The organism is Microbacterium sp. SZ1 (genome assembly GCF_002362255.1).
Taxonomy (GTDB): Bacteria; Actinomycetota; Actinomycetes; order Actinomycetales; family Microbacteriaceae; genus Microbacterium.
On record NZ_LPVV01000023.1, the window covers coordinates 75,825 to 89,695 of the forward strand.

General features: G+C 69.3%; 7 protein-coding genes. All 7 read left to right on the forward strand.

Features of this window, described 5'->3' with window-relative positions; translation table 11 throughout:
• Window positions 1–96: 96 nt before the first annotated feature.
• A complete protein-coding gene (gene tuf / locus AUC47_RS10165; RefSeq protein WP_096715090.1) occupies window positions 97–1,290 on the forward strand; it encodes an elongation factor Tu in 1,194 nt (397 codons plus the stop codon).
• A gap of 318 nt (window positions 1,291–1,608) precedes the next feature.
• On the forward strand, window positions 1,609–10,698 hold the full coding sequence (locus AUC47_RS10170) for an isopeptide-forming domain-containing fimbrial protein (protein ID WP_143740722.1): 9,090 nt from the start codon (window positions 1,609–1,611) through the stop codon (window positions 10,696–10,698).
• Between the two features lie 144 nt (window positions 10,699–10,842).
• Window positions 10,843–11,055, forward strand: a complete 213-nt coding sequence (locus tag AUC47_RS10175; protein WP_045264638.1) for a hypothetical protein — start codon at window positions 10,843–10,845, stop codon at window positions 11,053–11,055.
• An 854-nt stretch (window positions 11,056–11,909) separates the two neighbouring features.
• The gene (gene rpsJ, locus AUC47_RS10180) at window positions 11,910–12,218 is read left to right on the forward strand and encodes a 30S ribosomal protein S10 (RefSeq protein ID WP_017201594.1); all 309 of its coding nucleotides are present in this window, start codon (window positions 11,910–11,912) and stop codon (window positions 12,216–12,218) included.
• An 8-nt stretch (window positions 12,219–12,226) separates the two neighbouring features.
• Window positions 12,227–12,886: a 50S ribosomal protein L3 gene (gene rplC, locus AUC47_RS10185; RefSeq protein WP_096715092.1), complete on the forward strand. Its 660-nt coding sequence runs from the start codon at window positions 12,227–12,229 to the stop codon at window positions 12,884–12,886.
• Window positions 12,887–12,888: 2 nt separating this feature from the next.
• Complete coding sequence (gene rplD / locus AUC47_RS10190) at window positions 12,889–13,551, forward strand: 50S ribosomal protein L4 (protein ID WP_096715093.1); 663 nt, start codon at window positions 12,889–12,891, stop codon at window positions 13,549–13,551.
• Entirely contained in the window at window positions 13,548–13,871 is a 324-nt protein-coding gene (rplW, locus tag AUC47_RS10195; protein ID WP_017829206.1) for a 50S ribosomal protein L23, read from the forward strand. Before rplD ends, rplW begins: the two co-directional genes overlap by 4 nt.

The window sequence follows — 13,871 nt, forward strand, 5'->3', positions numbered from 1 at the left end:
ACATTCCCTCTCTACTAAACTGAGAATCACACCCGTAGAGAACCGGTCGCAATCCAGTGCCCGGCACCTCTACAACGACGTCCTGAGGAGGACCCAGTGGCCAAGGCCAAGTTCGAGCGGACCAAGCCGCACGTCAACATCGGAACGATCGGTCACGTCGACCACGGCAAGACCACGCTCTCCGCAGCGATCTCGAAGGTGCTTGCTGACAAGTACCCCTCCGACACCAACGTGCAGCGCGACTTCGCTTCCATCGACTCGGCGCCGGAAGAGCGCCAGCGTGGTATCACCATCAACATCTCGCACATCGAGTACGAGACCCCGAAGCGTCACTACGCTCACGTCGACGCTCCCGGTCACGCCGACTACGTCAAGAACATGATCACCGGTGCGGCTCAGATGGACGGCGCGATCCTCGTGGTCGCCGCCACCGACGGCCCCATGGCTCAGACGCGTGAGCACGTGCTGCTCGCCAAGCAGGTCGGCGTTCCGTACCTGCTCGTCGCGCTGAACAAGTCCGACATGGTCGACGACGAGGAGATCCTGGAGCTCGTCGAGCTCGAGGTCCGCGAGCTGCTCTCCAGCCAGGGCTTCGACGGCGACAACGCTCCGGTCGTCCAGGTCTCCGCTCTCAAGGCCCTCGAGGGCGACGAGAAGTGGACCGAGAAGATCCTCGAGCTCATGCAGGCCGTCGACGACAGCGTGCCGGACCCCGAGCGTGACCGCGACAAGCCGTTCCTGATGCCCGTCGAGGATGTCTTCACGATCACCGGTCGTGGAACCGTCGTCACGGGTCGCGCCGAGCGTGGCACCCTGGCCATCAACTCCGAGGTCGAGATCGTGGGTCTGCGCCCGACGCAGAAGACGACCGTCACCGGTATCGAGATGTTCCACAAGCAGCTCGACGAGGCATGGGCCGGCGAGAACTGTGGTCTGCTGCTCCGCGGCACCAAGCGTGAGGACGTCGAGCGCGGCCAGGTCATCGTGAAGCCGGGTTCGGTCACGCCGCACACCGACTTCGAGGGCACCGCGTACATCCTGTCCAAGGACGAGGGTGGCCGCCACAACCCCTTCTACACGAACTACCGCCCGCAGTTCTACTTCCGTACCACCGACGTCACCGGCGTCATCTCGCTGCCTGAGGGCACCGAGATGGTCATGCCCGGCGACACCACCGACATGACGGTCGAGCTCATCCAGCCGATCGCCATGGAGGAGGGCCTCGGCTTCGCCATCCGTGAGGGTGGTCGTACGGTCGGCGCCGGTACGGTGACGAAGATCATCAAGTAAGCATCTGCTTCCTGCGAAAGGGGTCGGACCTTCGGGTCCGGCCCCTTTCGTCGTCCCCGGCGGCGCACGTCTGGATATATGAGCTTGAATATAACTTGAAGTGTCATATAAGGTGAGAGTCGCTGCACTTCGTGCAGCCCGTGTGCGTCTCCCGGGGTCAAGGCCGGGATGACGGCTATCGTTGCGTTCCGCTGAAACCCCCGAGGTTCGCGGTCCCGCATCCGTGGTGTGCATGCGCGAGGGGAGTGCCTGCACGCCGGGGAGTGGTGTGCGGGGTCATAGGGGAGTTTCAGCATGCGTTCGACCCTGCGTCGAAAGATGAATCAGCGCGCCCGGAGACTGACGGCCGTCACCGCCGTCGTCTCTCTCATCGCGGGAGCACTGGCTCTCGGGGTGTCGGCGCAGATGGCCACCGCCGCGCCGTGGGCGCCGCGCGTCTCCGCCGAGAACGTCGACCCCGCGTCGGCCGGCAAGGGCTTCGTGCTCGCAGGTGAGAACGTCGGCTTCGACATCGCCGTCACGAACACCGACGGGGGAGCGCAGTTCAACCTGAGCCTCGTCGCCGCGCTTCCGGCATCCGTCTCCTTCGTCTCGGCCGGAGCGTTCGGCGCACCGACCGTCTTCCAGGCCGGAGAGGCGCTGCCGAACCGCTCGCGCACGGTCGACGCCGACTGCCTCGCGAGCGGGCTCGTGCCGTCGGACGAGCCGCCGCTCTGCGCCGTGCCCGAGGGGCAGCAGGTCTGGGTGTGGTCGAACGTCAACGACCTCCCGCAGGGAGGGACCGTCTCGTCGACCGTCATGGTCGCTCCGATCGCCGACCTGTACCCCGTCGGCGGCGAGGTCGGCTTCTCCATCCGCGCCTACACGAGCGACGACCCCTCGCGCCTTCCCACCTTCGACGGCTCGCCGAGCGTCGCGAAGACCACGACCCACACCTCCGGCGCCGGCACCGCGACGGATGACGTGCCCGTGCAGGCGCTGCGCATCGTGAAGAGCGAACCGAGCGTCGAGAGCGAGCTTCTCCGTGGCGTGCACCGCAACGTCACCACCTACACGCTGCGGGTCGAGAACACCACGCGCGGCACGACGTCCGGCGTGACGGTCACCGACTATCTGCCGGCCGGACTCGAGTACCTCGGGCTCGCCACGACCGACAACTCCTCTCGCCCGGAGTATCAGGGTGCCGGTCCTGTTTCCGGCGGCACCACCGCGGGGGAGACCGTCGACACCGTCGCGTTCACGGCGGCGGAGGCCGCTGCGCTGCGGCTCCCTGGTGCAGGCGTCTACACCAAGGTCGTCTGGACGCTGGGCGAGCTGGCGGCCGGCGCGACCGCCGAGATCCGGTATCACGCTGCCGTGCCGCTCCTGGCCAACGCCCTGTGGCCCGCCGGCGCCACCCCATCCGGGGCGGGCACGCAGGCCGCGAACCTCGACAACAACACGGGCGCGTCCACCCGCCACGGCGGCGCCGAGTCCCCCGAGGCTGCGCAGACCTTCCGCAACGTCGCGGTCGTCGCCGGCGCGTACCAGGGCCCGGTGTTCGAGGGAGACCCCGCGCACCGGGCCGCCACCGACGATGATGACGAGGTCATCGAGGCGGTCGACATCCGCGTCGTGAAGGGCGTCGAGTCGGGCGGTCTCTTCGCCACGGGCTCTGTCGCCACCTACTCGGTTCGCGTCGACGTGAGCGAGTACGTGGACGCGCACAACATCGTGCTGACCGACGTCATCCCGAACGGTCTCTGCCCCGCCTTCCCCGTGTCCGGCGGCGACACCGTGCTGAAGATCGACGACCGTACCGTGTCGAAGGAGGGGTGGAACCTCGAGATCCCCGGCGATGCGTGCAACCTCCCGAGCGCGGCCAGCGGCGCCGTGCTCTCGCCCGGGTTGCAGCTGACCGCCCTCGCGTACGACACGACCGACGGCACCTTCACAGCCACCTTCGCCGTCGACGACCTCGCCGCCGGTGCCTCGTTCACGGGGGAGTACTCCGTGATGCAGCGTCCGAACTACACCGGCGCGAACGGCGGCACGAGCTCGGGCGACAGATTCCTCAACACGGTCAGGGTCGCGGCCGAGACCGAGCCGATCGCGGCGATCGCGAACGACCCCGCGCTGAGCCACCTCGTCGGCACTCGTCATGCCCTCGACGACTCATCCGCACTGATCACCTCGAACTACACGGGTCTCGAGAAGGTCGTGCTCGAGCGCGGCGACTCGCCGGCGGATGCCGACGCGACGTGGTCCGCCGAGAGCGCGACGCCGTTCTCGCCCGGCGACGACGTCTGGTACCGCGTGACGGTGCCGTTCGCGAAGGGCATCGACACGCGCAACCCGATCCTCACCGACTACCTTCCCGAGGGCGTCGAGATCGCCGAGATCCGGTACGGGTTCCGGGGGATCCCCGGCTTCAGCAACACGGCCGGCCCCGTGGCCTGGGGCTCCGGCACGTTCCCCACCGACTACATCCCGGACACGGCCGCGAGCGGCACCTCGCTCACCTGGGAGTTCGGCGACCACAACCGCACCGGCAGCGGTGACCGGTTCATGCCGGCCGGCAGCGCGGTGATCGTCTACATCCGCGCCGAGGTGGTCTCGCTGTCGGCATCGCGCGACGACGTCGACAGCCCGCTCAACCACGCCAAGTACCAGCAGGTCAACGTCGACGGCGAGATCTCGTTCCTGCGCGACGACGCGGGCATCGACCTCGACTGGGGAGCGACCCTGACCAAGGGCATCCGATCGGTGAACGGCTCCGTGATCGGGGACGACTTCGGGGCACGGATCCCCACGCGCCAGGTGGTGCAGGGGGATGCCGTCGACTACCGCATCGACGTCACCGCACCGCAGAACGCCACGACCGACTACATGGTCTGGGACGTCCTGCCCGCCGGCGTCACCACGGCCGACGTCGGCTCGTTCACCTCGGAGCTCTACGACGCGGGCACCACCACGTCCATCCCGGCCGGCGACGTCACGGTCGCCGCGTACGACGCCGGAGACGCCCTGCCCGACGGCATCGCGCTGACGAGCGAGTTCGCCGGTCGCTCGGTGATCGCCTGGAAGGTCGGCGCCTCTGTCGCCGGCTCCACGGCGGCGACGGAGACCGCGCCGCAGCAGGTGCGTGGGCTGACGCTGGGTTACACGCTCACCGTGCCGGCAGGCGTCGACGGCGGGGGAGCCGCCGCTCAGCTCACGCAGAGCTACACCAACACCGCGGGCCTCGTCAGCTATGCGGTCGAGAACACCCCGAGCCGCACCACCACGGTCGTGCCCCAGGGCGTCGGGGGAGGGCAGCAGCTCACCACCCGGACTCCGCGAGACGGAGAGGTCACGGCGTCCGACGACGACACCGTCGGCACCGCCGAGGTGCATCTCCCCGATGTCGCGGTCGACAAGAACCTCATCTCGACCGAGGTCGCCCCGGCGGCGAACCCGTCGACCGACACCAGCGACCTCGGCGACGGTCCCCGCAACGGTGCGACCCAGATCGTGCAGGGCGAGAAGGCCACGTTCGAGTACTCCGTGACGATTCCCGCGCGCACCACCGTCAAGGGGGCGGTGCTCTCCGACGACGGCAGGCTCGGCATCACGCCCGGCTCCGGATCCATGTCCTACCAGTACGTCGAGGGCAGCGCGGAGTTCTTCGGGCCGAGCGGAGCATCCCTCACGATCGGCACGACCTCCGCGGACTTCCGGATCTCGGAGCGAGCGGGGGAGTCGCACGGCGTGCTCACCTTCCCCGACGTCTACACCAACGAGACGTCTCAGCCGCAGACCTTCCGCGCCCGCATCACGGTGTGGGTCGCCGACAGGGACGCCTCGACCGCGGGCAGCTCGCGGGCCGACATCGCCCACGGCACGACTCTCACGAACACGGCACGGCTGACGTTCCTCGACCCCAACGCGCAGGGCGGCGCGCGGCTGACGCGCACCGACACCGCATCCGTCGACTTCGTCGAGCCGTCGCCGACGCTCACGAAGACCACCTCCTCGACGACCGTCTCGGCGAACGGCACGGTCACCTACACGCTCACCGCGAGCAACGCGGCGGACCGCCCCGCGCTGTACGACGTGACGGTGATCGACTGCGTCCCGCAGCAGATCACCCCGAGCGACCTCGTGGCCTCAGCCGGCACCGCGCGCCTCCTCGCCGACACCTGCGCCAGCTCGGCGAACGCGGCGATCCAGAAGGGCACCGGCACCGGCACGCTCATCGAATGGACCATCCCGGCCGTCCGCGGCTCGGGTTCAGCCCCCACGCTCACCTACACCGGTACGGTCGAGGCGCTCGCGGGAGGTGGCTCCCAGTTCGTCAACCGCGCCGAGCTGAGCGGGTACACCCTGCCTCTCGCCGTGGGCGCCGATAAGGACACCGCCCAGCGCCGCGGCCTCGCCACGCGCTCGGCGGACGCCACCGTGCGGATGCCCGACGCCTCCGTCGCGAAGACCGCGTCGCCGGCATCCGCAGCAGTGGGCGAGATCGTCACCTACTCGGTCACGACGACGCTGCCGTCGAGCACGAACTTCTACGACGTCGTGCTCAGCGACACCCTGCCGGCCGGTGTGGAGTTCCTCCCCGAAGGCACGCGCACCGAGAGCGTGCAGTGGGCCGACGCGACGGATCAGCCGACCGTCGGCGCCCCGACGCTGCGCGGCAACGTGCTGTCGTGGACCATCGATCGAGATGACATCCTCGCCGCGGGCGACGTCCGCACGATCACCGTCACCTACCAGGCGCGTCTGACGACGGCGGTCAGCTCGGCCGCTCCGGTCAACAGCGCGACCTTCGCCTGGAACCGGATCGACGGCACGACGGATCCCGCCGAGCGCGGTACCGCCACGGCATCCGCTCCGGTGACGATCCTCAACCCGGACGTGACGATCGCGAAGGCGGTCAAGAACGCAGGCGCTCCCGACAGCAGCTACGGCTCGGCGTCCCTCGGCGGTCCCGACCAGACCTTCACCTACCGCGTCAGCGTGACGAACGCGAGCGGCGCCGGCACGGCACCCGCCTACGGCGTGGTCGTGACCGACACGGTGGATGCCGGCATCCGCATCGACACGGACCAGCCCGCGTTCGCGGGGGCGACGTTCTCCGACGCCACGGCGCTGCAGGAAGGGCGAGGCGGTGTGATCACCTGGACGATCGACGGTCCGCTGAGCAACCTCGCCGGGTCGAACACCCGCGACTTCGTCTACGACGGCACGTTCATCGCCGCGCAGTCGCTCGGCACCGGCACGCTCGGCAACAACGTCGTCGCGACGAGCTACGAGTCGGCATCGAGCGGCGGATGGGCCTACCGTCCCGGCACCGGCACTCGCCCCGGTGGAGCCCCGCTGAGGGCCACCGGCACGTCGGGCGCGGCGGACATCACGCCGCGCTTCCCGCAGGTCGCGCTGAGCAAGCGGGCGACCTCGGGCACCGAGGCGTTCGTGGGTGAGTCGTTCTCCTGGACCCTCCAGGCCCAGAACACCGGCACCGGGGTCGCGCAGACCATCACGCTGACGGACACGCTTCCCGCGAACTGGGAGTACGACGCGACCGTGGTACCGCGCCTCACGGTGGGCACGGCGGCGTCCGTCGCCCTCGCCGCTCCCACGCTCGGCGTTCAGAACGGCCGCCAGACGCTGACCTGGACGCTGGGCTCGTCGAGCGGACAGCCTGTCCTGCCCGGTTCGGACGGCGGTGCGACGCTTCCGCAGCGCACGCTGCTCGTGACGTTCTCGGCCGTGCCGCACCCCGGTGCCGTGACCACTCCCGGTGCGGGTCTGTCGATCAACCACCGGAACACGGTCGGCGGGTCGGCCACCGACGCGACCGGGGCGACGCGCAACGCGAGCGGAGCCTACGCGGGACCGGACGCCACGGCCGACGCCCACATCGGACGCGCCGACCTGCGCATCGTCAAGCAGGCGGTGGGCGGTGACGCACAGGGCGCCTGGACCGCGGGCGACACCGCACGGGCCGGGTACACCCAGCCGCAGTGGCGCATCACGGTCACCAACCAGGGACCGGATGCCGCGCGCGGGCCGTTCCGCGTCAGCGATACGACCGACCTCCCGGCGGGCGTGACGACCGGTGCCTTCACGGCGCGGTACCACTCGAACGCGGCGGACACCACGGGCGTCGCTCTGACGCTGTCGGGCTCCGGCACGGCATCCGATCCGTTCGTGGTCGGCGACCGCACCCGCACGCTGAAGGCCGACGGCACCGACCGCATCGTGCTCGTCGCGAACGTGTCGATCCAGGCCCCGGCGACGGGTACCGCGACGAACGCGGCCGATGTCGTCGGTCGCACCTTCGAGCGGCCTGCTGACATCGCCAAGGACAATGCGACCTCCGTCTCGAAGCCGATCTCGAGCGCGGCCGACCTCGCGGTCACGAAGACCGTGAACACGACGGAGGTCACCGCGGGCCGTCCCCTCACGTGGGGCATCAGCGTGCGCAACAACGGCCCGTCCGTCGCGGTCTCGACCGAGGCGGCACGCATCACCGTCACCGATGTGATCCCGGCCGGCGTCAGCGCCGTGCAGGATCCGTCGTCCGCGCTCACGGCATGGACCGTCTCGGCATCGAACGGCTGGCCCGCAACCGCAGGCGACACCGTCACCTGGACGTTCACGGGTGCCCAGCTGCCGGTCGGACCCGCGCAGGGCCTGTCACTCACGGGCACGGTCGACGCCTCGTGGACGGGTGGCGCCGTGCGCAACGTCGCCGTCGTCGCCCCCGGGGCGACGACCGATCCCGTCACCTCGAACAACACCGGCGAGGTGTCGGTCACCCCGGGTGACGACACGACCCTGGCGATCACGAAGACCCGCGTGGTCCGCGACGGCGGGACGTGGAAGGATGCCGCGCAGTTCGGCGGCCCGCTTCCCGCTCTCGTCGCCGGCGAGACGATCAGCTACCGCATCGTCGTGACCAACAACGGTCCGGCGGATGCCCGCGACGTCCGCGTCGTGGACGAGGTGCCGGGTATGCTCGCCTACGCCTCCGTGGACGACGAGAACGGTCGCTGGACGCGCACCGCGGGCCCGGGAACGGACGACACGTTCGCGGTCGCCGGTGCGATCCCAGCCGCGGCCGCCGACAACACCCGGTCGTTCGTCGTCACGTACACCGTCGACTCCGCGCTGACGCCGGGCTCCGACGTCGAGAACCAGGCCAGGGCGGAAGCGACGAACTCCACGAACACCCCTCGGGACGGCGACACCACGGGATCGAACCGCGTGGCGGACCTGTCGATCGTGAAGCAGGCGCTCGGTGCCGACGGTTCGCCCGTCGCGGACGGCGTGGTGCCCGAGGTGACGGCAGGTACGCAGACGCGCTTCCTCCTCACGGTCACCAACGACGGCCCCAGCATCTCGAGCGCGCCGATCGACGTCTCCGACCGTCTGCCCGCCGGGCTGACGTACGTCTCGTCGACCATCGACGTCGCCGGCGCAGGTGCGCGCACCGCCACCGCGACGGTCTCGGACGACGGAAGGTCCCTCTCGTGGGCGGCCCTCACCGGCGTCGACACACTGGCGGCCGGGCAGACGATCGCGATCGTGGTGACGGCCGCCGTCGCCCCGGACGTGCGTCCGCAGCGACTGGTCAACACCGCCGACGTCGACGGACCGGACGACTCCGACCCGAGCGACAACCGCGGCGAGGCGTCGATCGACATCGTCACGCTTGCCGAGCTCACGATCGAGAAGGACGTCACTGCGGGCCCGTGGATCGCGGGCACCGAGGTCGAGTACACGCTCACGGTGCGCAACGACGGACCCTCGGTCGCGGACGCGTTCGTGACCGACATGCTGCCCGAGGGGCTCACGGCCGTCTCGATCGCGGGTGCCGGATGGACGTGCGAGGTCTCGGATCAGACCTGTGAACGAGCGGCTCACCCGCTCGGGGAGAGCACGATCACCGTCGTGGCGCTCCTCGGCTCGAACGTCCTCACCGGCACGTCGCTGACGAACACGGCGACCCTGTCGTGGAACGACAGCCAGGCCACGTCTCCGCACCAGGTGTCGGACACGGCGGTCATCGACGTGACGACGGACGCCGATCTGCGCCTCACGAAGACCGCGATCGACGCCGACGGCGCCGAGGTGGCCACGGCCGTCGCGGGGGAGACCGCCCGCTATCGCCTCGAGGTCGAGAACCTCGGCGCGAGCGACGCGGTCGGCCCGATCACCGTGGTCGACGAGCTGCCGGAGGGCACCGCGTTCACCGCGCTGGCGGGTGCGTCCGCCGACTCCTGGACCGCGACGGTCGATGCCTCCGCTCCGCAGACCGTGACCTTCGCGCTCGTTCCGACCGGTGCGGGTCTCGTGAGCGGGGGCTCTGCCCCGACCATCGAGTTCGACGCGTTCGTCGACCCCGCCGTCGGGCAGGGCGCCGTGCTCACGAATGCCGCCGTGGTCTCCTCGGGGACTCCGGACGCGAACGTCGCGAACAACGGCGACACGGCCGACGTGACCGTCGTCAGGGAGGTCGACCTGTCGATCGCGAAGACGCATGACGCGGATGCCGTGCGCATCGGCGACGAGCTGTCCTTCACCCTGCAGGTCGCGAACGCGGGCCCGTCGGAGGCGACGGACGTCGTCGTGACGGACGTCGTCCCGGCGGGGCTCGAGGTGCTCACGGTCGCGGGCGACGACGTCGGCGCCGACTGGACGATCGAGACCGTCGAGGCCGTCGATCAGGACGACCCGACAGCCGGCACCCGCGTGGTCGCCCGCTACGGTCAGCCTCTCGCTCCGGCGGAGCGGGCCGCACCGCTCATCATCGAGACGCGCGTCCTCGTCGGGTCATACCCCGAGGTCGTCAACACGGCTGCGGTCACCGCCGCGGAGATCAGCGATCAGCATCCCGACCGCACTCCGGACGACAATCGCGCGGAGGATGCCGTCGCCGTGCCGCCGATGGCCGCGCTCACCGTCACCAAGACCGCCGTGGGGACGTTCCAGGCGGGCAAGACGGGACTGTACCGGATCGTGGTCCGCAATGACGGCCCGACAGCCGACCCGGGTGCCGTCGTGGTGACCGACGCTCTCCCCGAGGGGATGTCGTTCGCCGGCTCGCCCGATGCCACGGCGCGCGCGGACGGACGCGTCGTGACCTGGGCGCTCGCCGACGGTCTCGCCGTCGACGAGGAGGTCACGCTCACGCTGCGCGTGAACCTCGCCGAGGCCACCTACCCGGCGGTGACGAACGTCGTGTCGGTCGCCTCCGCGAGCGAGCAGACCGCGGACGCGCGCCTCGTGTCCGCTGCTGACGCCGACGTCGCGGCCGCGGATCCGCTCGCGACGACCGGTGCAGCGCCTGCCTGGGGCCTCGCGTTCCTGGCCGCGCTCATGATGATCGCAGGTGCGCTGTTCCTCGCCCACCGTCGTCGCCGTGCGGCGGGGGAATAGGAGCAGGCGGGATTCCCACGGAGAGTGTGGCGGAGCCGCTCGGTGACGCTCCGTCACACACTTCTTCCGCGTGCCGTGCCCTCCGTGCAGAATGTACGTGACGTGCGAGATCCGTCGCCGTCGACCAGTGAAAAGGGGGCCCGTATGGGTATCGAGGACGCCGTCAACAAGGGCAAGGATCTGTACGAGCAGAACAAGGACAAGATCGCCGAGGCTGTGAAGAGCGAACAGGCCGAGGACATCAGCGACAAGGTGCTCGACGGCGTGGCCGACTTCGCCAAGAAGATCGCACCCGGCGCGGCCGACAAGATCGACGAGATCCGCGACAGCGCCGACAAGGCCGTCGGCAACGAGTAAGCGGCGTCGCACAGACGCTCGGCGGCGGCTCTCCGGGGGGAGGGCCGCCGCCCTGCATCCGGAACCGGGTTTTCCACAGGGCGGTATCGCGTTTCTGCGGACGATGCCTTTAGAATGAAGTCGACCGCCTGGGGAACATGCGGTCGGGGACGTCGAAGGGGTTCGACCTCCCATGTCTACGCGGCTCGTCCGCGTCACAACTGGGGAAACGATTTTGGGGATCATCGTGCGACGCGCGCACTCTGTGCGCCCTGGCGTCTTCCCGCCTGCACGGCGGACGCTCCGCCGTGCCCTCGGTCGAGGACTCCGGCGTCCCTTCACGTCGGGGTTCTCGCGTTCGGTGTGCCCCCTCGCACTGAACGCCCTCCCCAAGCGGGGCGAGGCATGGGGATGCCTCGCCCCGCTCTCCCGCTGAATCGCAGCCGGTCTCCGCGCTGCGGAGGCGCCGAACGGGGTCCCGGCGGACGCGCTCAGCAGATGCTCAGCGACCGCGACACGCCCGGGTTTGCAGAACAGAAATCCGCCGTGGCAGAATAGACAGGTTCGACATTTCGGCGCGCTCAGCGTGCGCCGGATCACCACCAGGGCAGTGCATAGGCGGCGCGACAGCGCAGGGACCTAGGCCGCGGGTGGCAGGACACCCCCGACACCTTCATCACGAGGGCTTCGCCGTGCGCGGTGGAGGTCGGCAATCCGCTCGTCGAGAGGCGTGCGGGCTGACAGCAGAACAGTGGTGCGCAGACCGGTTCCCAGAACCGATCGAGTGCCGAGGCGCGAACAGCGCCGACGTGCGTCCAATGCCCCTGGGTCACCCGGCTCAGGACGGTAAGACGCTTAAAGAGAGAGAGCAGACAATGGCGGGACAGAAGATCCGCATTCGCCTGAAGTCGTACGACCACGAGGTCATCGACACGTCCGCACGCAAGATCGTCGACACCGTGACCCGTGCGGGCGCGACCGTCGTCGGTCCCGTGCCCCTTCCGACCGAGAAGAACGTCGTGTGCGTCATCCGGTCGCCCCACAAGTACAAGGACAGCCGCGAGCACTTCGAGATGCGCACCCACAAGCGTCTGATCGACATCGTCGACCCGACGCCCAAGGCCGTCGACTCGCTGATGCGCCTCGACCTGCCGGCCGACGTCAACATCGAGATCAAGCTCTGAGGTTCGACATGGCTGACATCAACGCAAAGATTTCCAAGGGCATGCTCGGCACCAAGCTCGGCATGACCCAGGTGTGGAACGAGAACGGCAAGCTCGTTCCCGTCACCGTCATCGAGCTCGCCTCGAACGTGGTCACGCAGATCCGTACCCCCGAGAAGGACGGCTACAACGCCGTGCAGATCGCCTACGGCCAGATCGACCCGCGCAAGGTGAACAAGCCCCTGACCGCCCACTTCGAGGCAGCCGGCGTCACGCCGCGCCGTCACGTCACCGAGATCCGCACCGCGGACGCCGGCGACTACACCCTGGGCCAGGAGCTCACGGTCGACGGCACCTTCGAGGCCGGCCAGCTCGTCGACGTCGTCGGCACGAGCAAGGGCAAGGGCACCGCCGGTGTCATGAAGCGCCACAACTTCAAGGGCGTCTCGGCTTCGCACGGTGCGCACCGCAACCACCGCAAGCCCGGCTCCATCGGCGCATCGTCGACCCCGAGCCGCGTCTTCAAGGGCATGCGCATGGCCGGCCGTATGGGTGGCGAGCGCGTGACCGTCCTCAACCTCACGGTGCACGCCGTCGACATCGAGAAGGGTCTGCTGCTCGTCAAGGGCGCCGTCCCCGGTGCTCGTGGCCGCATCGTCTACGTCCGCAACGCAGTGAAGGGTGCCTGATCATGGCTGACTCCACTCTCGCGCTCGACGTCCTCAAGGCAGACGGCAAGAAGGCAGGCTCGGTCGAGCTTCCCGCCGCTCTGTTCGACGTCAAGACGAACATCCCGCTCATCCACCAGGTCGTCGTCGCGCAGCTCGCGGCGGCTCGCCAGGGCACGCACTCGACCAAGCGTCGTGGCGAGGTCTCCGGCGCCGGCCGCAAGCCCTTCAAGCAGAAGGGCACGGGTAACGCCCGTCAGGGCTCGATCCGCGCGCCGCACATGACCGGCGGTGGCATCGTGCACGGCCCGAAGCCGCGCGACTACTCGCAGCGCACCCCCAAGAAGATGATCGCCGCCGCCCTGCTGGGTGCGCTGAGCGACCGCTTCCGCGGTGACCGCCTGCACGCCATCGACACGTTCGGCACCGACGGTGCTCCCTCGACCAAGGCCGCGGCGGGCTTCCTCGCCCAGGTCGCCACGTCGAAGAACGTCCTCGTGGTCATCGAGCGCGGCGACGAGCTCGCGCTGAAGAGCATCCGCAACCTCAGCCACGTCCACGTGCTGTCGTTCGACCAGCTCAACGCCTACGACGTGCTCGTCTCCGACGACATCGTCTTCACCCAGGCCGCTCTCGAGGCGTTCATCTCCTCGAAGTCCGGCGCCAACCAGGAGGTCTCCGCATGAGCGAGCAGGCATCTGTTCTCCAGACGGCCCTGAACAAGGACCCGCGCGACATCATCCTGAAGCCGGTCGTGTCCGAGAAGAGCTACGGTCTGATCGACGAGGGCAAGTACACCTTCCTCGTGGACCCGCGCGCTTCGAAGACCGAGATCAAGCTCGCCATCGAGAAGATCTTCGGCGTCAAGGTCGCAGGGGTCAACACCCTCAACCGCGTCGGCAAGGCTCGTCGCACCCGCTTCGGCACCGGCAAGCGCAAGGACACCAAGCGCGCCATCGTGACCCTGAAGTCGGGCACCATCGACATCTTCACGGCAATCGGCTGA